21 protein-coding genes are annotated in these 20,514 nt (G+C 53.6%); 9 read left to right on the forward strand and 12 right to left on the reverse strand.

Annotated elements, in window-relative coordinates:
- Nucleotides 1–70: 70 nt before the first annotated feature.
- The 7 genes from tyrR to pspA form a co-directional block, all read right to left on the reverse strand.
- Nucleotides 71–1,657 carry a transcriptional regulator TyrR gene (gene tyrR / locus AB7038_RS01080; RefSeq protein WP_368889244.1) on the reverse strand — a complete coding sequence of 529 codons (1,587 nt, stop codon included), beginning with the start codon at nt 1,655–1,657 and terminating at the stop codon, nt 71–73.
- Between the two features lie 335 nt (nt 1,658–1,992).
- Nucleotides 1,993–3,063: a YcjF family protein gene (locus AB7038_RS01085; RefSeq protein WP_369452620.1), complete on the reverse strand. Its 1,071-nt coding sequence runs from the start codon at nt 3,061–3,063 to the stop codon at nt 1,993–1,995.
- The gene (locus AB7038_RS01090; RefSeq protein WP_004235506.1) at nt 3,060–4,457 is read right to left on the reverse strand and encodes a YcjX family protein; all 1,398 of its coding nucleotides are present in this window, start codon (nt 4,455–4,457) and stop codon (nt 3,060–3,062) included. The genes AB7038_RS01085 and AB7038_RS01090 overlap by 4 nt, the downstream gene beginning before the upstream one ends.
- Nucleotides 4,438–4,674 carry a hypothetical protein gene (locus tag AB7038_RS01095; protein ID WP_004235505.1) on the reverse strand — a complete coding sequence of 79 codons (237 nt, stop codon included), beginning with the start codon at nt 4,672–4,674 and terminating at the stop codon, nt 4,438–4,440. The genes AB7038_RS01090 and AB7038_RS01095 overlap by 20 nt, the downstream gene beginning before the upstream one ends.
- 20 nt (nt 4,675–4,694) lie before the next feature.
- Complete coding sequence (gene pspC, locus AB7038_RS01100) at nt 4,695–5,048, reverse strand: envelope stress response membrane protein PspC (RefSeq protein ID WP_004235504.1); 354 nt, start codon at nt 5,046–5,048, stop codon at nt 4,695–4,697.
- A complete protein-coding gene (gene pspB, locus AB7038_RS01105; protein ID WP_024473219.1) occupies nt 5,048–5,269 on the reverse strand; it encodes an envelope stress response membrane protein PspB in 222 nt (73 codons plus the stop codon). Before pspB ends, pspC begins: the two co-directional genes overlap by 1 nt.
- A 46-nt stretch (nt 5,270–5,315) precedes the next feature.
- Nucleotides 5,316–5,990, reverse strand: a complete 675-nt coding sequence (gene pspA / locus AB7038_RS01110) for a phage shock protein PspA (RefSeq protein ID WP_004235502.1) — start codon at nt 5,988–5,990, stop codon at nt 5,316–5,318.
- Between the two features lie 173 nt (nt 5,991–6,163).
- Between pspA and pspF the strand changes: the two genes are divergently transcribed.
- The 7 genes from pspF (at nt 6,164) to fabI (ending at nt 13,476) form a co-directional block, all read left to right on the forward strand.
- A complete protein-coding gene (gene pspF / locus AB7038_RS01115; RefSeq protein ID WP_369452621.1) occupies nt 6,164–7,150 on the forward strand; it encodes a phage shock protein operon transcriptional activator in 987 nt (328 codons plus the stop codon).
- A 71-nt stretch (nt 7,151–7,221) separates the two neighbouring features.
- Nucleotides 7,222–8,910, forward strand: coding sequence for an ABC transporter substrate-binding protein SapA (gene sapA / locus AB7038_RS01120; RefSeq protein ID WP_369452622.1), 1,689 nt, complete (start codon nt 7,222–7,224; stop codon nt 8,908–8,910).
- Nucleotides 8,907–9,872 carry a putrescine export ABC transporter permease SapB gene (gene sapB, locus AB7038_RS01125; protein ID WP_072868329.1) on the forward strand — a complete coding sequence of 322 codons (966 nt, stop codon included), beginning with the start codon at nt 8,907–8,909 and terminating at the stop codon, nt 9,870–9,872. The genes sapA and sapB overlap by 4 nt, the downstream gene beginning before the upstream one ends.
- Entirely contained in the window at nt 9,859–10,749 is an 891-nt protein-coding gene (gene sapC / locus AB7038_RS01130) for a putrescine export ABC transporter permease SapC (RefSeq protein ID WP_072868331.1), read from the forward strand. The genes sapB and sapC overlap by 14 nt, the downstream gene beginning before the upstream one ends.
- Nucleotides 10,749–11,741, forward strand: a complete 993-nt coding sequence (gene sapD / locus AB7038_RS01135; protein WP_143971137.1) for a putrescine export ABC transporter ATP-binding protein SapD — start codon at nt 10,749–10,751, stop codon at nt 11,739–11,741. The genes sapC and sapD overlap by 1 nt, the downstream gene beginning before the upstream one ends.
- Nucleotides 11,741–12,550, forward strand: a complete 810-nt coding sequence (gene sapF / locus AB7038_RS01140) for a putrescine export ABC transporter ATP-binding protein SapF (protein ID WP_072868336.1) — start codon at nt 11,741–11,743, stop codon at nt 12,548–12,550. Before sapD ends, sapF begins: the two co-directional genes overlap by 1 nt.
- Before the next feature lie 137 nt (nt 12,551–12,687).
- Complete coding sequence (fabI, locus tag AB7038_RS01145) at nt 12,688–13,476, forward strand: enoyl-ACP reductase FabI (RefSeq protein WP_368889239.1); 789 nt, start codon at nt 12,688–12,690, stop codon at nt 13,474–13,476.
- A gap of 195 nt (nt 13,477–13,671) precedes the next feature.
- Here fabI and AB7038_RS01150 read toward each other — a convergent pair whose 3' ends face one another.
- The gene (locus AB7038_RS01150; protein ID WP_369452623.1) at nt 13,672–14,598 is read right to left on the reverse strand and encodes a Gfo/Idh/MocA family protein; all 927 of its coding nucleotides are present in this window, start codon (nt 14,596–14,598) and stop codon (nt 13,672–13,674) included.
- Between the two features lie 196 nt (nt 14,599–14,794).
- On the opposite strand from AB7038_RS01150, the gene gstA reads away from it, so the two are divergent.
- Complete coding sequence (gstA, locus tag AB7038_RS01155) at nt 14,795–15,400, forward strand: glutathione transferase GstA (protein ID WP_072868342.1); 606 nt, start codon at nt 14,795–14,797, stop codon at nt 15,398–15,400.
- An 80-nt stretch (nt 15,401–15,480) separates the two neighbouring features.
- Here gstA and pdxY read toward each other — a convergent pair whose 3' ends face one another.
- From pdxY to anmK, 4 genes are all read right to left on the reverse strand, one after another.
- A complete protein-coding gene (pdxY, locus tag AB7038_RS01160) occupies nt 15,481–16,347 on the reverse strand; it encodes a pyridoxal kinase PdxY (RefSeq protein WP_368889237.1) in 867 nt (288 codons plus the stop codon).
- Between the two features lie 114 nt (nt 16,348–16,461).
- Complete coding sequence (gene tyrS, locus AB7038_RS01165) at nt 16,462–17,736, reverse strand: tyrosine--tRNA ligase (protein ID WP_004235488.1); 1,275 nt, start codon at nt 17,734–17,736, stop codon at nt 16,462–16,464.
- Between the two features lie 135 nt (nt 17,737–17,871).
- Nucleotides 17,872–18,522: a pyridoxamine 5'-phosphate oxidase gene (pdxH, locus tag AB7038_RS01170; RefSeq protein WP_072868349.1), complete on the reverse strand. Its 651-nt coding sequence runs from the start codon at nt 18,520–18,522 to the stop codon at nt 17,872–17,874.
- A 54-nt stretch (nt 18,523–18,576) separates the two neighbouring features.
- A complete protein-coding gene (gene anmK / locus AB7038_RS01175) occupies nt 18,577–19,695 on the reverse strand; it encodes an anhydro-N-acetylmuramic acid kinase (protein WP_369452624.1) in 1,119 nt (372 codons plus the stop codon).
- Between the two features lie 318 nt (nt 19,696–20,013).
- Here anmK and AB7038_RS01180 point away from each other — a divergent pair, with 318 nt between their 5' ends.
- A complete protein-coding gene (locus AB7038_RS01180; RefSeq protein ID WP_004235484.1) occupies nt 20,014–20,481 on the forward strand; it encodes a glycine zipper 2TM domain-containing protein in 468 nt (155 codons plus the stop codon).
- Nucleotides 20,482–20,514 lie beyond the last annotated feature (33 nt).

Consider the following 20,514-nt stretch of genomic DNA (forward strand, 5'->3'; position numbering starts at 1 on the left):
GTTACCCGTATCTGTAAAAAAACCCCGCGGCCGGTGACGGTCGCGGGGTTATTTTTTACCGGGGAAAAAATTATTCTTCCTCTCCCTCATCATCTTTTGCCGCGCCGCGCCGCTGACTCAGCCCGTATTCGCGCAGTTTATTGGCGATCGCGGTATGTGAGACATTCAGGCGTTTCGCCAGCTTACGGGTGCTCGGATAGTGGCGGTACAGCCGTGTCAGCACAGAGCACTCAAACCGTTTGGTGATATCATCCAGCGAGCCGCTGAGGATATCCTCACTGAAGCCGATTTCCGCTTCCAGTTCCGGCAGAACGATGTCCTGCGGACGCAGCAGCGAGCCTTCCAGTGAAGAGAGCGCCTGATAAATCACATTACGCAGCTGACGGACGTTACCCGGCCAGTGATAAGCACAAAGGAACTGCCCCAGCTCCGGCGCAAGGCGCGGTTCTTCACAGCCCTGCTCTTCGGAAAAACGTTTCACGAAATCACGGGTCAGCGGCAGGATATCTTCCTGGTGCTCACGCAGCGGCGGAATGGTCAGCGTCAGCACATTGAGGCGGTAATAGAGATCCTCACGGAATTTGCCTTCCTTCACCAGCTCCAGCAGATTTTTCTGGGTCGCACAGATAACCCGCACATCCACTTTCACCTCATGCTCTTCCCCGACACGGCGGAATGTGCCGTCATTCAGGAAACGCAGCAGTTTGATCTGCATCTGCGGGGACATTTCCGCGATTTCATCCAGCAGAACTGTGCCACCGTTAGCCTGCTCAAAGAAACCTTTTTTCGGCTCGGTGCTGTTGGCGTAAGCTCCGGCTGCATAACCGAACAGCTCTGTTTCCACCACATCATCCGGCATCGAGGCACAGTTCAGCCCGAGGAACGGCTGATTACCGCGCACACTGTAGAGATGACAGGCTTTGGCGAACACATCTTTCCCGGTGCCGGTTTCACCGACCAGTAACAGCGGAGAGTCCATTTTTGCCATGCGCTGTGCCTGTTCGACCACATGACGCATTTTGGCGCTTTTCGCCACCAGGTCATCAAAACTGCCGGAATGCATCACCTGCATACGGCGCTTCTGCCCGCTGGTACTCTCACTGACAGCGCGCAGCAGCACAACCGCGCCGATAGTGGCGGATGCGTCATCTTTCTCATCAAAATTAATCGGCGTCACACTCAGGGTGTAAGAGCGGCCTTTGAGAGTGATGGTTTCCTTGTACGGCGCAGGTTCATCATCCTCAATCCAGCGGGTAAAGTTAAACTGGCTGAAATAGTAAGTGATATTGCGCTGACGGATGCGCTCTTCGGTGGTGGCAAACAGGGAGAGTGCCGCGCTGTTGGCCAGTTCAATATTCCCGCGCAGATCGAGGGATAAAATCGGGTCTTCCAGGGATTCGAGTAATGCCCACATGGCGCGCTGTTCGCGCTCAGACGGCATAAAGTGAACAGTTCTGACATCCACCACGCCCTGAATCCGGCGGATCTCAGCCATCAGAGACTGAAACACAGAAAAATCGATCTGCATAAAATTGAGGTATATCCGGCCATTACGGGCAATTTCGATGCCTTTGAGGTCGATATTTTGTAATACCAGCAGATCCAATAACTCCCGCGTCAGTCCGATTCGGTCCTGGCAAATTACTTCCAATCGCATCGTTACGATCCTATTTACACTTAAGTTATTATTTTCCCGTTAATTGAAACTGATTTTACGGTATAAAATGAAAACTGTCACGATTTGTTGACACAATAAATGCGTTCCTGCGGTGTTTCTCCACAGTTCCGTGTGAAAAGGCAATGAAAGTACAGATATGTCAATCGGTTAACGAAGCTTTATTCAGCGCGGACGGCAAACCGCGCCGGAGAGGTGATACAATAACCCGCAGGGAGCATAACGGGAACGCCGTGAAAAAAACAGTGACCGGGCACGGGTTTCTGCATAAAAAAGCCGGATGACATCACAAAATGTGCATCCGGCCGGGTTATCGGCTACAGGGCAGACTTTTCCGCACTCTTCCCTTTTGGTACAGCCTGTTTAAGTTGTTGTAACAACTGCTTACGGAAATCCATGAGTTTAGGTTTATCTGTTGCAGTCCATGGCAGCGGACGACACAGTTCCATCGCTTTAATCCCCAGACGGGCGGTCAGCAGCCCGGCCCCCATGCCCTGTGCGGCACGGGCGGATAACCGTGCGGTGATGTCCTGGGAGAGCCAGTCCATCCCCACTTCGCGGATAAGCTCGGATGCCCCTGCGAAAGCAATATTGAGCAGCACCAGTTTAAACAGACGCAGACGGCTGTAATACCCCAGTTCAATACCGTAGATAGCTGCCACCTGGTTGATCAGGCGGATATTGCGCCAGGCAATAAAGGCCATATCCACCAGCGCCAGCGGGCTGACGGCAATCATCAGGGCAGATTCCGCCGCAAAACGGCTGATCACCCGGCGGGCCTGTTCATCTGTCACCGGCTGGACAAGCTGGCTGTACAGCGTCACCACTTCGCGATCATTATGGCTGCTCTGTAACAGGCTCTGCCACTGCTGTAATGCGGGATGATGTGACGGGATATTGGCCTGTTTCGCCAGTTTTTCACAAAACGCACGTCCGTCACCGATGCGGTGACTTTGCAGCAATTCCTCTGCCGCTTCGCGCTCTGTCGCACGCTGGCGCAGACGGTACATGCGCCGCCATTCAGTAATCACCGACCCGGCGGCGGCAATCAGCACCAGAAAGGTAGCGGCGATGCCGCCGAGAGCAGTCCAGTCATTGCCTGTCCACGCATCATTTACCCACTGAATCAGTTGCGCGACCGCGCTGATCCCCAGCAATCCGCCCGCGACAAACACCAGTTTGCGCCACAGGCTGCGCTGGGGTTTCAATGCCTGAATCAGCAATGCTTCCGCTTCCCCGTCTGTATCCTGTTCTGCCGTGAATTCCGTGCGTTCAAACTGTATGCTGTCATCGTCCGCAAACTGCTGTGCCGGTTTCAATGTGTCCTGTACCGGCGGCGACAGCGGCGCTTCCTCAAAATCAATACGGGATTTGATAGGCTCACTCATGACAGTTTATCTCCCAGTAAAAATTCCATCGCACTGTCCATCCGGATATGCGGCAGCGGCGTGTCCATCCGCATCGGTAATGGTCTGAAGGATTCAAACTGAAACCCCTGCTGCTGCCAGAAGTCTGCATCCGGCAGCCGTTTCGGTACTTCGCCGGGATAGAAAGTCAGCGGGGTGTTATCTGCCAGCCGGGTGCCCTTGAGTGCGGGCATTTTTTCCCCGTTATGCATCACCATGCCGTATTCCGTAGCCTGTACCGACGCCAGCCCGGTGCAGTCCATTTTAATCCCCTCAAAAGCAGCCTGCTGCCAGGCTGACTGTGTCAGCTGCTGAAGCAGTGCCACGAGATTAGCGTGCTGGTCGGCAGTGACATGGTCCGCTTTGCTGGCGGCAAACAACAGTTTGTCGATACAGGGGGAAAACAGGCGGCGTAATAGCGTGCGTTTGCCGTAATGGAAGCTCTGCATCAGTTGGGTCAGGGCCAGACGCATATCCGTAAATGCCTGCGGTCCGCTGTTGAGCGGGGTCAGGCAATCCACCAGCACAATCTGGCGGTCAAAATGCTGAAAATAGTGCTTATAGAAACCTTTGACCACATGGTCACAATAATACTGATAGCGATCGCGCAGCATGCCGAGGACACTGCTTTTTGCCGCTTTGGCCAGCCGGGACGGATCCGGCATCAGGTCGGTAATAAACGGGAAAAACTGCAGTCCCGGCGCACCGGCCATATCCCCCGGCAGCACAAAACGTCCGGGCTGGATAAAGTGGAACCCTGCGGCTTTACAGCGGTGAAGGTAATCGGTATACGCCTGTGCAATAGCGGCCAGCTGCTGTTCATCCGCCGGCGCATCCGGGTCAAGCTGACGGCAGAGCGCCAGCCACGGCTCTGCCCATTCCCCCCGCTCACCTTTGAGCAGGGTTTTCATCTGCTGCGACCAGGTGAGGTAATCCTGTTCCAGCATCGGCAGATCCAGCAGCCACTCCCCCGGATAATCGACGATTTCCAGGTAGAGCGTGGAGGTTTCCTTAAAGTGGCGCAGCAAACTGTCCTGAGTGCGGTAACGCAGTTTCAGGCGGATTTCGCTGACACCGCGTGTCGGTACCGGCCAGTCCGGCGGTGTGCCGTACAGCGAGGCCAGTCCTTCATCGTAGGCAAAACGCGGTACACCCAGGTCCCGCTGAGGGATGCGTTTCACGCCGAGAATGCGGCCGTCACGGGCAGCTGAAAACAGCGGCAGGCGCGCACCGCTCTGTACATTCATCAGCTGATTAACAAACGAGGTAATAAACGCGGTCTTGCCGCTGCGGCTCAGTCCGGTAACGGCAAGACGAAGATGACGATCAAGCCCCCGGTTAACGAGGGCACTCAGCTCATTTTGCAGTCGTTTCATAATTCTCCGGTGTAAAACGGCCAATCACTTTTTTCATACCGGCACGGATAACAGGCTCCAGTACCAGTATTGCCGCCCCGCGCAGAGCAGGACGGGTTACCGATTTCAGAATCACCGCGGCAATACCGCCGGGTGCTGCCGCCAGTGCTGCGGTGGTTAACAGCTGCGCCCCGGTTTTTCCGGCGCGCAGCAGGGTGTGTTTATCCGGCCACTTCATACTGTTCTCCGTCTGACAGATTACAGGTCACGGAAGCGGCGGTTGAGCGCATACTGTTCCGAGGTCACATAGCGCTCAATGTCGCGGATCCGTTTTTCGGTGCGCGCCTGGCTGCGCTCTGTCTGTTCAAGCAGCATGGCAGCATTCACTCCGCCGTCGCGGCCGGGGTAATCACGCGGCACCACCGGCAGAATCATTCCCATCAAAATATAGAGGGTAATAGTCAGCCAGAAAAAGCCGGTAAATGTTGCCACCACCGCGATAATGCGGATCATCCAGGCCGGTACATCAAAATAGTTGGCAATACCGGCACATACGCCCCGGAACATACCTTCATCCGGATAGCGGTACAGTTTACGTGACTGAAATTCCATTATGATTGCCTCCAGCCCGGATTTTCCGCATCCAGAATCGCTTCCAGGGTTTTGATCCGCGCTTCCATCTGCTGAGCATTTTCCGCCAGCGCCGCAAGGCGGCGGGTTTCGAATTCACCGGCCCGGCTTCCCCGCTGACTGTTATAGTGCAGCCATAACCAGATCGGCAGCACGAACAACACGAAAATTGTCAGTGGTATACCTAAAAATACAAATGCCATATTTTTGTCCTTAATGGTATTAATTCAGGAAAGCCTGTTACCGACCTTATTCGCCCTTTTCTTCTTTTTCAAGACGTGCTTTGATGGCCGCGATTTGCGCACTGATCTCATCTTCCGCTTTCAGCTCGGCAAACTGCTGTTCCAGTGATTTTTCTTTCCCCAGACCATAGCTTGCGGCTTCACCTTCCATATGGTCAATCCGCGCCTCAAACTGCTCGAAACGGGCCATTGCCTCATCCATCCGGCCGCTGTCGAGCTGACGGCGCACCGCACGGGATGATTTTGCCGCTTCGTGACGCACGACCATGGATTGCTGGCGGGCACGGGTTTCGGTCAGTTTCTGTTCCAGTTCGTTAATTTCATTTTTCAGCCGGGCGATAGTTTCGTCCAGAATAATCAGCTCATGACGCAGTGTATCGACATGGCCTTCCACACGTTGTTTTTCCAGCAGTGCGGCGCGGGCCAGATCTTCTTTTCCTTTGACAATCGCCAGTTCCGCTTTTTCCTGCCAGTCACTTACCTGACGCTCACCGCTTTCAATCTGACGTGACAGATTTTTGCGTTCCGCCAGGGTACGGGCAGAAGTGGAGCGGATTTCCACCAGCATATCTTCCATTTCCTGAATCATCAGGCGGATCATTTTCTGCGGATCTTCCGCTTTATCCAGCAGTGATGCAACGTTGGCGTTAATGATATCGGCAAAACGTGAAAAGATTCCCATGATTGATGTCCTTTTATCAGTAGTTATGTCTTATGACACGTTTACTATTACAAGATACGTGCCAACTCCGTAATTTTTTTTACCCGCTTGTTTTTTCTCAGATTTATTTATTTCCCTTTTGCCATGACTTTTTGTAAAGTGGTGATATTCGCCACTTGGTGGTCAAATTAATCATGAAAAATAACACAGAAACCCTGCTCGGTATCGATAATACCTTTCTCGATGCACTGGAAAAAGTGTCGCGGCTGGCAAAAATTGCCCGTCCGGTACTGATTTGCGGAGAACGGGGCACCGGTAAAGAATTATTTGCTCACCGTCTTCATTATCTCTCTCCCCGCTGGGATGAGCCATTTATTGCGCTGAATTGTGCGGCACTTAACGATAATTTGCTCGATTCCGAGCTGTTCGGACATGAATCCGGGGCTTTTACGGGAGCTCAGCGCCGCCATCACGGGCGTTTTGAGCGGGCGGATGGCGGCACCCTGTTTCTTGATGAACTCGGTACCGCACCGCTGACCGTGCAGGAAAAGCTGCTTCGGGTGATTGAATACGGGGAATTTGAACGTGTCGGCGGGCAGCAGCCCCTGAAAGCGGATGTGCGGATTGTCTGCGCCACCAATGCGGATTTACCGGCACTGGCGGCGGAGGGAAAATTCCGCGCCGATTTACTCGACCGGCTGGCTTTTGATGTCGTCAATATCCCGCCGCTGCGCGATCGTCCGCGCGACCTGACTGAACTCGCCGGTCATTTTGCTGTGCAGATGTGCCAGGAGATGGGCACGCCGTTTTTTGCCGGTTTCTCCCCGCATGCTCTGCAACAGATGCAGAGCTATCACTGGCCGGGCAATATCCGTGAGCTGAAAAATGTGATTGAGCGATCCCTGTATCGTCAGGGGGATACCACCGAACTGCTGGCGGAACTGGTGATCAATCCGTTTGTCACCGCACCGGTGCCTTCTGCAGACACGGCATCACCGTCCCTGCCGCCGCTGCCGTTCTCCCTGAAGCAGTGGCAGCACACACAGGAGAAGGACGCGCTGGATGCCGCGCTGCAAAGCGCGCAATATAATCAGCGGGAAGCAGCACAGTTACTGAATCTGACCTATCATCAGTTTCGCGGGTTACTGAAAAAACATGCCGGCGGTCCGCAACCGGATTAAATGCTTCCGTTTTTGGTTAGTCGCACAAATTGCGATACAATGCCCTGTTCATTTTTAACGGTAACTGATTTATGCGCCATTGGATTATCCGGGCCTGCGCGGTTCTTCTGCCTGTTTCAGGCTTTGCCGCCGCACCCGCCCCGCAGACAAAGCAGCCGGTAAAACCGGTCACGGCTCAGGCCGCCGCACTGCCGCCTGTCCGCGATACCGGTTTTGTCTATTGTGTGAACGGCAACATCAGTACATTTAACCCGCAGCTGGCCAGCAGCGGGCTGATTGTCGAGCCGCTGGCGGCACAGATTTATGATCGCCTGCTGGATGTTGACCCTTACACCTACCGCCTGATCCCGGAACTGGCCGCCCGCTGGACCGTGCTGGATAACGGCGCGACCTACCGTTTTTATCTGCGCCGTGATACCGATTTTCAGACCACAGACTGGTTTAAACCGACCCGAAAAATGAATGCGGATGATGTGGTGTTCAGCTTTTCCCGCGTGGTGGATAAACAGAACCCGTATCACTATATCAACGGCGGCCGTTATCCTTATTTTGACAGTCTGCAGTTCGCGTCCAATGTTAAATCCATCCGCAAAATCAATAATTATACCGTTGAATTTAAACTGAATTCGCCGGATGCTTCCTTCCTGTGGCATCTGGCAACCCATTACGCGCCGGTTCTGTCCAAAGAGTATGCCGATAATCTGCTGAAAGCCCGTCGTCAGGAACAGTTAGACTGGAAACCGGTCGGCACCGGGCCGTATTATCTGGATGATTACCAGAGCGGCCAGTTTGTCCGTCTGCAGCGCCATGATAATTACCGCAAAGGCAAACCGCGCATGCAGGAAGTGGTGGTTGATCTCGGGGCGGGCGGTACCGGACGGATGTCAAAACTGATCACCGGCGAGTGTGATGTGCTGGCCTATCCAGCCGCCAGCCAGTTACAGGTGCTGCGCGACGACCCGCGTCTGAGCCTGATGCTGCGCCCGGGAATGAATATCGCGTATCTGGCGTTTAATACCAGCAAACCGCCGTTTAATAATCCGCAGGCGCGCCGTGCGATTGCTTTCGCGATTAATAATGAGCGTCTGATGAAATCCATCTATTACGGCACGGCAGAAACCGCTGCATCTATTCTGCCACGCGTCTCCTGGGCGTATGATAACCAGGCCCGGGTGACGGAATATAATCCCGAAAAAGCCAAAGCGATGCTCAATGAGCTGGGACTCAGCGGCATGACACTGAATCTCTGGGTACCGACTGCCTCACAATCTTACAACCCCAGCCCGCTGAAAATGGCCGAACTGATTCAGGCCGATCTGGCCCGTGTCGGGATAAAAATGAATATCCGCCCGGTTGAGGGGCGTTTTCAGGAAAACAGCCTGATGGATCGCAGTCACGATATTACCCTGGCGGGCTGGTCAACTGACAGTAATGACCCGGACAGCTTTTTCCGTCCGCTGCTCAGCTGTGCGGCTATCGGTTCGCAAACCAACCTGAGCCACTGGTGTTCCCCGGAATTTGATGATGTGATCCACCAGGCGCTGCTTGAGCAGCAACTGAGCAGCCGGATTGAGTATTATCACAAAGCACAGCAGATTCTGGCACAGGATCTGCCGGTACTGCCGCTGGCCTACTCACTGCGGTTGCAGGCATTCCGCTATGATATTAAAGGGCTGGTACTGAGCGCATTCGGTAATACCTCTTTTGCCGGTGTCTACCGTGATACCGGCGATACCCCGGAACCGGAGGCTGAACCATGATCATTTTTATTCTGCGCCGTCTGCTGCTGGTGCTGATCACCCTCTGTTTTCTGTCAGTGCTCAGTTTCAGCCTGAGCTACTTCCCGGCGAACGCGCCGCTGAGCGGTGCTTCCCTGACGGATGCCGTGCTGTTCTATTATAAAAGCCTGTTTTCATGGGACTTCGGCAGTTCCGTGATTAACGGCGAGCCTGTCAGCCGGCAATTGTGGGCAGCACTCCCCGCCACCCTGGAACTGTGCGGCCTGGCGTTTCTTCTGGCACTGGTGATCGGTATTCCTGCCGGGATTATTGCCGGGGTCTGGCGTAATAAAATGGCGGACATCACCATCAGCACCTTTGCGCTGGTCGGGTTTTCTGTTCCCGTGTTCGGGCTGGCGCTGCTGCTTACCCTGTTCTTCTCTCTGCGGCTGGACTGGCTGCCGGTCTCCGGACGTATTGACCTGCTGTATGATTTAACACCGGTTACCGGGTTTGCGGTAATTGATGCCTGGCTGTCGGACTCACCGTACCGGCAGGCGATGATCCTCAATGTGCTGTCCCATATGGTGCTGCCGGTGATCACGCTATCCATTGCGCCGATGACGGAAGTTATCCGCCTGATGCGCACCAGTACCGAAGAGATTATCAGCCAGAACTATATTAAAGCCGCAGCTATCCGTGGTTTATCCCGGCTGACCATTATCCGCCGTCATGTGCTGCACAATGCACTGCCGCCGGTGATCCCGAAACTCGGATTACAGTTTTCCACCATGCTGACGCTGGCAATGGTCACAGAAGTGGTATTTAACTGGCCGGGTATCGGCCGCTGGCTGATCACCGCTATCCGCCAGCAGGATTTTGCCGCGATTTCCGCCGGTGTCATGCTGGTCGGTACCATGGTGATTATTGTCAATATGCTGTCCGATATTTTGGGTGCCGTCAGCAGCCCGCTGAAACATAAGGAATGGTATGCCTTCAGATAATTTTTACCGTGAAGACCGGATGCCGTCACCGGGGCGGGTTATCTGGCAGCATTTCACCTCAGATATTCCGGCCATGATCGGTTTTTACGGCGTGCTGTTTCTGATTGCACTGGCGATCGGCGGTACCTGGATAGCCCCTTATGCGCTCGACCAGCAATTTGCCGGTCACCAGTTACTGCCGCCCTCCTGGTCCCATTACGGGAATGTCGCCTTCTTCCTCGGTACGGACGATCTCGGCCGTGATATTTTCAGCCGTCTGATCCTCGGTACACAATCCACCTTCGGAGGCGCACTGCTGGTGACCATCATTGCCGCCGTCGCCGGGATTATCATCGGCTGTCTGGCAGGGATGACCACCGGCCTGCGCTCGGCCATCTTTAACCATATGTTTGATACCCTGCTGGCGCTGCCCTCTCTGCTGCTGGCAATTATTGTGGTGGCTTTTTTCGGTGCCAGTCTCAGCCACGCCATGATTGCCGTGGCACTGGCACTGCTGCCGCGTATTGTGCGGATGATTTATATCGCAGTACATGATGAGCTTGATAAGGAATACGTGATTGCCGCCCGGCTCGACGGTGCATCCAACCTTAATATTCTGATCCATACTGTGCTGCCGAATATCAGTGCCGTGACCGTCACCGAACTGACCCGCGCCCTGTCGATTGCTATCCTTGATATTGCCGCGCTTGGTTTTCTTGAACTGGGGGCACAACTGCCGTCACCGGAATGGGGAGCTATGCTCGGGGATTCTCTGGAACTGATTTATGTCGCGCCCTGGACCGTACTTCTGCCGGGAACCGCTATTCTTATCAGTGTTCTGCTGGTGAATCTGCTCGGTACCGGGTTACAGCGCGCCATTAATGCGGGGGTTGAATAATGCCGTTACTGGATATCCGCAATTTAACCATTGAATTTATGACCGCCGCAGGGCCGGTCAAGGCCGTTGACCGCGTGACATTATCCCTGACCGAAGGGGAATTCCGCGGCCTTGCCGGGGAATCCGGTTCAGGTAAGAGTCTTATCGCTAAAGCGATTGCCGGTATTACCAAAGATAATCTGCGCGTAACGGCAGACCGTTTCCGCTTTAATGATATCGATCTGCTGAAACTCACACCCCGCCAGCGCCGCCGGGTGATCGGCCACAATGTGTCAATGATTTTCCAGGAGCCGCAGTCCTGTCTGGATCCGTCAGAAAATATCGGTAAACAGCTGATTCAGACCATCCCCGGCTGGACTTACAAAGGCCGCTGGTGGCAGCGTTTTAACTGGCGTAAACGCCGGGCGATTGAACTGCTGCACCGTGTCGGTATTAAGGATCACAAAGATGTGATGAGCAGCTACCCCTATGAGCTGACCGAAGGGGAATGTCAGAAAGTGATGATTGCCATTGCGCTGGCCAATCAGCCGCGTCTGCTGATCGCCGATGAGCCGACAAACGCCATGGAGCCCGATACTCAGGCGCAGATTTTCCGTCTGCTGACCCGGCTGAATCAAAACAACAATATGACTATCCTGCTGATCAGTCACGATTTGCAGTTAATGAGCCAGTTGGTGGATCGTATTAATGTACTCTACTGCGGCCAGACCGTGGAGAGTGCCGAACCGGATGATCTGCTGCTCAAACCGCACCATCCGTATACTCAGGCGCTGATGCGGGCTATCCCTGATTTTGAAAAGGCGCTGGCTCATAAATGCCGCCTGAATACCCTGCCGGGCGCGATTCCGTCGCTGGAGCACCTGCCGGTCGGCTGCCGCCTGGGGCCGCGCTGTCCGTATGCCCAGAAGGTGTGTATTGATGCGCCGCGTCTGCGGACAGTCAAAAACCGCAGTTTTGCCTGTCACTTCCCGCTGAATATGGAGGATGTGTAATGCCCGGTCCGCTGCTGGAAGTCAAAAACCTGAGCAAAACCTTCCGTTACCGGGATGGTTTTTTCCGCCGTCATCAGCTTGAGGCGGTCAAACCGGTCAGTTTTACGCTGCAACCCGGCCAGACACTCGCCATTACCGGCGCAAACGGCTCCGGTAAATCCACCCTTGCACGGATGTTATCCGGGATGATCGAACCGAGTGACGGGGAAATTCTGATCGATAAGCACAAGCTGACCTTCGGTGATTACAGCTACCGCAGCCAGCGCATCCGCATGATATTCCAGGATTCGGCCACCTCGCTTAATCCGCGCCAGCGCACCGGACAAATCCTTGAACTGCCGCTGATGCTCAATACGGATCTGGATGCTGCCGGGCGTCGTCTGCGCATTAACGCAACACTGCGCCAGGTGGGTCTGCTGCCGGATCATGCAGATTATTATCCGCACATGCTGGCTTCCGGACAGAAACAGCGCGTAGCCCTCGCCCGCGCTCTGATTTTGCAGCCGGAAGTGATTGTGGCGGATGAAGCTCTCGCCTCTCTGGATATGTCATTACGTTCACAGATCATAAATCTGATCCTTGAACTCCAGGAAACGCAAAAAATTGCCTATATTTATGTCACACAGCATCTGGGCATGGCAAAACATGTCAGCGACCAGATACTGGTGATGCACAACGGTGAAGTTGTCGAGCGCGGTAACACTGCCGAGGTACTGGCATCACCACTGCACGATGTCACGCGCCGCCTTATCACCAGCCACTTTGGTGAAGCACTGTCCGCCGAAGCCTGGCGTCAGGATGTGGATTAACTGCCGGTATTCTGATCATTCAGGCCGGTTACATCTTAATTTCCGGCAGCGTGTTAACATCAGCCGGATTTTTACTAACCGCGTCACCTGCCGGGTTAAGGCGCAGAAGGTGACAGAGAAAACACAAGGAAACTGCTATGGGTTTTATGACCGGTAAACGCATCCTGATCACAGGGGTTGCAAGCAAATTATCGATTGCTTACGGTATTGCCAAAGCAATGCGTGACCAGGGGGCGGAACTTGCATTCACCTACCAGAATGACAAGCTGAAACCCCGTGTTGAAGAGTTCGCTCAGTCTCTGGGTTCCTCCATCGTTCTGCCTTGTGATGTGGCAGAAGATGGAAGTATTGAAAACCTGTTCACGGAATTAGCCAAAGTCTGGCCGAAATTCGACGGTTTTGTTCACTCCATCGGCTTTGCCCCTGCGGATCAGTTAGACGGCGACTATGTGGATGCGGTAACCCGCGAAGGCTTCCGTATTGCCCACGACATCAGCGCTTACAGCTTTGTGGCGATGGCAAAAGCCTGCCGCACCATGCTGAACCCGAACTCCGCCCTGCTGACCCTCTCATACCTGGGTGCGGAACGCGCTATCCCGAACTACAACACCATGGGTCTTGCAAAAGCCTCTCTGGAAGCGAACGTCCGTTATATGGCGAACGCGATGGGGAAAGAAACCATCCGTGTTAATGCGGTTTCTGCCGGGCCTATCCGCACACTGGCAGCATCCGGGATTAAAGATTTCCGCAAAATGCTGTCACACTGCGAAGCAGTCACTCCGCTGCGCCGTACAGTCACCACAGAAGATGTGGGTAACGCGGCAGCGTTCCTCTGTTCTGATCTGGCCGGTGGTATTACCGGTGAAATCCTGCACGTTGACGGCGGTTTCAGTATCGCGGCAATGAATGAGCTGGAACTGAAATAAAGCAACCGGCCTCTGCATCGCAGAGGCTGTGTTTTCTGCACGTTCGGTGTCATGGCGGATAGCAGGCAAAACGAAAAGTCGCTGTGAATACACTCCCTGTATGCTCAGGCTCGCCATCCATGGCTCGCATGCTTTTCGTTCCCTTGCCTGCTATCCCCTGGTGTTATGCGATATTGATGATATTTGTCTTTAAAATCACACCATTTCCGCTAACAGTTTCTCCGTCAATCGCTGCGCATACAGCGCCTCTTCACCGCTGACCAGCGGTTGTGTCTGATTGGCAACAGATTCAATAAAATGCCGCACCGCGCCGTCAAACCCGCGCTGAACCAGTACCGGATCCCACGCTTTCGGGTGCTGTTCCTGTATCCCGGCGGCAGTTTCACTGCGCCAGTGATTCATATTCGTCACCTGATAACAGCCGTCACGCCCGGTCACACTGATCTGCTCCCGCTGACTTGCCGCACAGCGGTGCATAGAGGCTGTCAGCCAGGTGCCGTTATCTGTCTGTAAATGGTGTTCCGCATACAGCAGCTGATTTTCCTCATTCACCTGCATATGACCGCTTTTCAGTGCCGCATTACCATCCCGTCCCAGCCAGAGCAGGGTATCCGCGATATGCAGATAATCATCGGTTACTGTAAAAGCCACATCATGCGGGCCGACACTGTTGCTGCGGTGTTTATCCATACGGATCGATGCCGCTTTTCCGGCAACTTGTTCTCTGAGCTGCAGATAAAACGGTGAAAAGCGCCGGTTAAACCCGACCATCAGTGCCCGCTGTTTTTTCTCCGCCAGGCTGACGAGTGCCTCTGATTGTTCATACGATGCTGCCAGCGGTTTATCAACATACACATGGCATCCTGCCTTCAGTAATTCGCTGACAACCTGAAAATGGCTCTCTGTACTGCTGTGAACAAACACGGCATCACATTGTTCCGCCAGCGCGCGGAGTGACGGAAACAGAGGGAAACGGTACGCATCACAAACCTGACGCGCTTTTTCCTGATTCGGCGAAAACCCGCCGGACAGCACCCAGTTATCCGTTCTGGTCAGAACCGGCAAATACGCTTTTTGTGCTATCCCGCCCAGTCCGGCGATCCCGATACGGATTTTATTCATGTGTGCTTTACCTTTTATTGTTTTGTAACAATGAATTACAAAATCTTCCCATAAATTGAATCTGTGGCGATTATATGGAAAGATAGCGTTAACCGACAAATAATTCGCATTCTGAATACATCCCGCCCGCGAATACCGGTCTATACTTCATCACTACTGCCATGTCCGTTCTTTTGTTTTAACTGAGGAGCATACCATGCAATTGTTCTATACCCCGGGAAGTTGTGCACTGTCACCCCATATTATTTTGCGTGAAACCGGCCTGGATTTTTCCCTGGTCCGTGTCGATCTGAAAGCAAAAAAAACCGAAAACGGTGATGATTACCTGAAAATCAATCCGAAAGGACAAGTCCCCGCACTGAGTATCAGTGACAGTCAGCTGCTGACCGAAGGTGTGGCGATTGTGCAGTATCTTGCTGATCAGAAACCGGATCGCAAGCTTATTGCCCCGGCAGGAACGATGGAACGTTATCATCAGATAGAATGGCTTAATTATATTGCCAGCGAAGTGCATAAAAGCTACGGCCCGCTGTTCTCTCCGGAAACCCCGGAAGATTACCGGCCAATCGCGCTGCGCAATCTGATGAATAAGTTTGCCTATGTGGACGGCGTGCTGGCGAAAAGCCCGTATATTACCGGCAACAACTTTACCGTGGCAGATGCTTATCTGTTTACTGTCTGCGGCTGGGCACCGCATCTGAAGATTTCACTTGAGCCGTATCCGCATTTACAGGCGTATCTGGCGAAAATCGCTCATCGTCCGCATGTGCAGGATGCGATGGAAGCGGAAGGTCTGATTTAATCGTTCTGATACACAGAGACAAAAACGCCGGACAATGCAAATCCGGCGTTTTTTTATACTGATGCGGTGTTCAGACCGGTTCAGTCGATCTGCTCAGCGCAGAATTTGTGTGCCGGAAGCACCATTTCATCCTGAGCCGCAACCAGTTGCAGTTCGTACTCATTCATGGTTTTGGTTTTCAGCATCACTTCATACACAGCGGCAGCCACGTGTTCCAGTGCTTTCGGCAGTTCTTCGCCTTTCAGCAGGTTCACCAGCATCAGACCACTGGTTAAATCGCCCACACCCACCGGCTGACGCTCGCCGAAGTCCACCAGCGGACGGCTGACATGCCAGGCGTGATCAGCAGTAACCAGAATCATTTCAAAGCGGTCAGCGCGGTAACCGGCGCGGGACAAGTGTTTGACCAGCACCAGACGCGGCCCTTTTTTGCACAGTTCACGGGCAGCGGTAACGGCTTCATCCACATTATGAATAGTTTGTCCGCTCAGGGTTTCCAGCTCCAGCAGGTTCGGCGCGATCATATCGCTGACTGCCAGCGCTTCCTGACACAGGAAATCCGCCACACCCGGTGCGACGATACAGCCTTTTTCCGGGTGCCCCATGACCGGATCACAGAAATACCATGCCTGCGGATTGCGGGTTTTGACTTTTTTCACCACATCCAGGATACGCTTGCCCTGCTCTGCCGAGCCGAGGTAGCCGCTGAGTACCGCATCACAGCGGGTCAGCTGATCGATTTTATCAATGCCGTCCACAATCTCCGTGATGTGCTCCGCGCTCATCACGCAGCCGGTCCAGCCTTGTGCATACTGTGTGTGATTAGAAAACTGGACGGTATTAAGCGGCCAGACATTAACGCCCATGCGGCGCATCGGGAATTCAGCCGCACTGTTACCGGCGTGACCATACACAACATGGGACTGGATAGAGAGAATATTTTTCATTGATACAACCTGATTTTTTATTATTACTGCGCATATCATATTCTGTGAAGCAGAAAAGATCTTGCTGACAGATCAAAAAGGGCAACTTTCGTTGCCCTTGTTTACCGTAAACTATTATTTCCAGCAGATCAGACAGTAATGTTTTTTGCCCCGGCGCAACAGTGTATAACGTCCGAACAGCTTGTCACTGTCAGTGAAGCGGTATTCCGCATCAGACTGTTTTTCGCCGTTGAGAGACACCGCATTGGAGCCGATCATGGTACGGGCCTGGCCGCGTGACGGAACCAGTTCCGCAACCACCAGCGCCTGCTGTAAATCCGCATCGCTGTCCAGTTCGATATGCGGCATACCATCCTGTGCCAGCTGCGCGAAGTCATCTTCAGTCAGGCTTGATACATCACCGTTGAACAGGCTGTCAGTGATACGGCGGGCAGCCGTCAGCCCCGCTTCGCCGTGAACCAGTTTTGTCACCTGCTCTGCCAGAACGTACTGGGCACGTGGTGCTTTGCCGCTGGCTTTGTCTTCCGCTTCCAGTGCATCGATGTCTTCGAGGCTCATAAAGGTGAAGAATTTGAGGAAACGATAGACGTCCGCATCCGCGGTGTTGATCCAGAACTGATAGAATTTGTACGGACTGGTTTTCTTCGGATCCAGCCATACCGCACCGCCTTCGGTTTTACCGAACTTGGTACCGTCAGATTTGGTGATCAGCGGAACGGTCAGACCCCAGGCCTGCTGCTGGTTAAGACGGCGGGTTAAATCGATACCGGAGGTGATGTTGCCCCACTGGTCGGAACCACCGATCTGCAGCTCAACGCCGTGATCTTTATTCAGACGGGCAAAGTCATAACCCTGCAACAGGTTGTAAGAGAATTCGGTGAACGAAATACCGACATCATCACGGTTCAGGCGCTGTTTAACCGCTTCCTTGTTGATCATCTGGTTCACAGAGAAGTGTTTACCGATGTCACGCAGGAAGGTCAGCACATCCATCGAACCGAACCAGTCATAGTTGTTTGCCGCGATAGCACTGTTCGCACCGCAGTCAAAATCGAGGAACGGGGAAACCTGCTGACGGATTTTATCCACCCAGCCGTGAACCGTATCCTGTGTATTCAGTTTGCGCTCCGTTGCTTTAAAGCTCGGGTCGCCAATCAGCCCCGTGGCCCCACCGACCAGTGCCACCGGACGGTGTCCGGCTAACTGGAAACGCTTTAAGCACAGCAACGGAACCAGGTGGCCCAAATGCAAGCTGTCAGCGGTCGGATCGAAACCGCAATAGAGGGAGATCGGGCCCTGCGCCAGTCTCTCTGCTAACGCTTTTTCATCCGTAACCTGGGCAATGAGGCCCCGCTCTTGCAGTTGTTTTATCAGGTTCGTACCAGACATCAATGACTCCGTCAGTTCTGTTTTGTCTATGCAAAAATTGTGGATTGGAAATATGAAGGCTATAGCATAAAGCGGCACTCCGTGAAGTGCCAGCAATTAAAATGATTTTACTGAAGAAATTCTGACAACGGCCGGTTACGGCGCGAGACGGTCAATATCCCAGCCGTCTGTAGTGCGGGTATACAGAAAACGGTCATGCAGACGGTGTTCACCGCCCTGCCAGAACTCAACAGAATTGAATTTAATCCGGAAACCACCCCAGAAGCTCGGCAGCGGAACATCGCCCTGCTTAAATTTCTGTTTCAGTTCGAGAAATTTGCCTTCCAGGATACCACGGGCGGAAATCCGCGAGGATTGCTGGGATGCCCATGCGGCAATCTGGCTGTCTTTCGGACGGCTGTGGAAATATTTCACCACTTCCAGTGTGGATAAACGCTCCACCTCGCCGAGGAAGCAGACTTGTCTGTCCAGGCTGTACCACGGGAAATGCACACTGATTTTCGGATTTTTTGCCAGATGCTGCGCCTTGCGGCTGCCCATATTGGTGTAGAAAATCAGCCCGTCTTTATCAAAGTGCTTGAGCAGCACAATGCGCTGATACGGCTGGCCGGTTTCATCCACAGTCGCCACACACATGGCAGTCGGGTCGGTCAGTTTCGCCTCACACGCTTGTTTAAGCCAGCGTTCGAACATTTCCAGCGGGTCGTCGCTGAGATCACGGCGGCGCAAGCCCCCTCTGGTGTATTCACGTCGCAGATCCGCAACGTCAGTAAACTCATCTGACATGCTTTTTATCCTCTTATCTTATCTTTTTAATAACTGAAACTGTGTTGTCTTTTGTTACGGCAGCCGGCGGATAACGGGATATACCGCGCCCAATACGGTTTCCCGGTCTGCACCGGTGACAGACGGCAGATTGCCGGGTTCACCGGCCAGTGTCCGCGCCGCCAGCCAGGCAAATGCCAGGGCTTCCATATCATCGCCGCTCAGGCCGTACTTATCGGTCGGGCTGACTTCAGTGCCCGGCAACTGTGCGGATAACTGCGCCATAATCTGCGGATTGCGCGCGCCGCCGCCGCATACCAGCAGGCGCTCACAACCGCCGCACAACGTAACCTGCTCACTGATGCTGACCGTGGTCAGCGCCAGCAGGGTCGCCTGCACATCCTCCGGTTTCAGGCCGGGGAAGTTGTCCAGCTGAGTGGTCAGCCACTGCATATTGAAATATTCACGTCCGGTACTTTTCGGTGCCGGACGGCGGAAATAGGGATCACTCAGCATCTGTGCCAGTAAATCCTGATTAACGTGCCCGATTTTCGCCCATTCGCCGTCTTTATCATACGGCTCCGCGCGGTGCCGCCATGTCCAGCTGTCCATCAGCATATTGCCCGGGCCGGTGTCATACCCTCTGACCTCCGCCCCCGGGATCAGGGTGGTGATATTGGCGATCCCGCCGATATTCAGGATAATCCGTTTTTCATCCGGCACACCGAGCACCGCCTGATGAAAGGCGGGCACCAGCGGCGCACCCTGCCCGCCGTAAGCCATATCACGGCGGCGGAAATCCCCGACTGTCATGATATTGGTCAGCGCGGCAACCCGGTTGTTATCCCCGAGCTGCATGGTAAAGGGCGTTTCGCTGTCCGGCTCATGCCAGACGGTCTGTCCGTGACAGCCGATACCGGCAATATCCTGCGGATTCAGCCGGGTTTGTGCCAGCAGCCCGCCGATAGCATCAGCAAACAGTGTGCCCAGTTCATAATCCAGACGGCCGATTTCCGACAGCGTCGTCTGCTGTCCCTGACATACCGCCAGTATGCGCTTTTTCAGCGCGTGCGGAAACGGATGTGAATACGCCGCCTGCTGCGCCACCACTGAATCATTAATCGCAGCCAGAACAACATCCACCCCGTCAAGGCTGGTTCCTGACATCACGCCGATATAACGTCCCGAACGCATAACCTGTTCCTTTTAATCAATAACCGTCTGATAAAAATATAGTATTCATATTCCGTGTGACTACTATAATCAGGGCGCTCCGCAGATTCATCACTTTTCGTACCGTGACCCCACTTAATCCTCAATCTGATGCACGCCTCACATTTGTGAAATAAGAGGATTTACCTTGCCGCCGGAACGTTTCGCTTTAAGCTGTTCCTAATGAAGATGAAAATAAAACGTTTTTAATGCTAAATTATTCTGCGATAATAGATAAGATATTACACTACAGATAATGAACACATCTGAATCTGTGAATACAATAATCAGGAGTTAAGTATGTATAAGCGTTTTCTCGTCGGTGTATTTGCCGTCGTGGCCCTTTCCGGTTGTGTGAATATGGACACACTGAGTGGTGACACTTATAGTGCAGACCAGGCGAAACGTGTTCAGACCGTTACCTATGGTACAGTGATGAGCGCCCGTCCGGTAACTATCCAGGGCGGCAGTGACGAAAATATCCTCGGTGCGGCAGGTGGTGCGATTCTGGGTGGTATTTTAGGCAGTACTGTCGGCGGCGGCACCGGTCAGACCCTGGCTACCGCAGCAGGTGCAATTGCAGGTGGTGTTGCAGGTCAGAACGTTCAGGCAGCAATGAACAACACCTCCGGTGTTGAGCTGGAACTGAAACAGGATAACGGTGAAATCATTGTTGTTGTACAAAAACAAGGTAAAACCCCGTTCTCCGTCGGTCAGCGTGTCCGTATCGCGAAATCCGGTTCAACCTATACCGTATCTCCGCGTTAATTTTCACGGTTTACCGGCAAAAGGCGAAACAAC

Source organism: Morganella morganii (assembly GCF_041099235.1).
GTDB classification, from domain to species: Bacteria; Pseudomonadota; Gammaproteobacteria; order Enterobacterales; family Enterobacteriaceae; genus Morganella; species Morganella morganii_E.

Coding starts and splice junctions, on each gene's coding strand:
- gstA (WP_072868342.1), top strand. CDS start 14,795: ATGCAATTGTTCTATACCCCGGGAAGTTGTGCACTGTCACCCCATATT.
- AB7038_RS01180 (WP_004235484.1), top strand. CDS start 20,014: ATGTATAAGCGTTTTCTCGTCGGTGTATTTGCCGTCGTGGCCCTTTCC.
- pspF (WP_369452621.1), top strand. CDS start 6,164: ATGAAAAATAACACAGAAACCCTGCTCGGTATCGATAATACCTTTCTC.
- pspC (WP_004235504.1), bottom strand. CDS start 5,048: ATGGAATTTCAGTCACGTAAACTGTACCGCTATCCGGATGAAGGTATG.
- fabI (WP_368889239.1), top strand. CDS start 12,688: ATGGGTTTTATGACCGGTAAACGCATCCTGATCACAGGGGTTGCAAGC.
- AB7038_RS01090 (WP_004235506.1), bottom strand. CDS start 4,457: ATGAAACGACTGCAAAATGAGCTGAGTGCCCTCGTTAACCGGGGGCTT.
- tyrR (WP_368889244.1), bottom strand. CDS start 1,657: ATGCGATTGGAAGTAATTTGCCAGGACCGAATCGGACTGACGCGGGAG.
- sapA (WP_369452622.1), top strand. CDS start 7,222: ATGCGCCATTGGATTATCCGGGCCTGCGCGGTTCTTCTGCCTGTTTCA.
- sapB (WP_072868329.1), top strand. CDS start 8,907: ATGATCATTTTTATTCTGCGCCGTCTGCTGCTGGTGCTGATCACCCTC.
- AB7038_RS01150 (WP_369452623.1), bottom strand. CDS start 14,598: ATGAATAAAATCCGTATCGGGATCGCCGGACTGGGCGGGATAGCACAA.
- pspB (WP_024473219.1), bottom strand. CDS start 5,269: ATGGCATTTGTATTTTTAGGTATACCACTGACAATTTTCGTGTTGTTC.
- pdxY (WP_368889237.1), bottom strand. CDS start 16,347: ATGAAAAATATTCTCTCTATCCAGTCCCATGTTGTGTATGGTCACGCC.
- sapF (WP_072868336.1), top strand. CDS start 11,741: ATGCCCGGTCCGCTGCTGGAAGTCAAAAACCTGAGCAAAACCTTCCGT.
- pdxH (WP_072868349.1), bottom strand. CDS start 18,522: ATGTCAGATGAGTTTACTGACGTTGCGGATCTGCGACGTGAATACACC.
- anmK (WP_369452624.1), bottom strand. CDS start 19,695: ATGCGTTCGGGACGTTATATCGGCGTGATGTCAGGAACCAGCCTTGAC.
- AB7038_RS01085 (WP_369452620.1), bottom strand. CDS start 3,063: ATGAGTGAGCCTATCAAATCCCGTATTGATTTTGAGGAAGCGCCGCTG.
- pspA (WP_004235502.1), bottom strand. CDS start 5,990: ATGGGAATCTTTTCACGTTTTGCCGATATCATTAACGCCAACGTTGCA.
- sapD (WP_143971137.1), top strand. CDS start 10,749: ATGCCGTTACTGGATATCCGCAATTTAACCATTGAATTTATGACCGCC.
- sapC (WP_072868331.1), top strand. CDS start 9,859: ATGCCTTCAGATAATTTTTACCGTGAAGACCGGATGCCGTCACCGGGG.
- tyrS (WP_004235488.1), bottom strand. CDS start 17,736: ATGTCTGGTACGAACCTGATAAAACAACTGCAAGAGCGGGGCCTCATT.
- AB7038_RS01095 (WP_004235505.1), bottom strand. CDS start 4,674: ATGAAGTGGCCGGATAAACACACCCTGCTGCGCGCCGGAAAAACCGGG.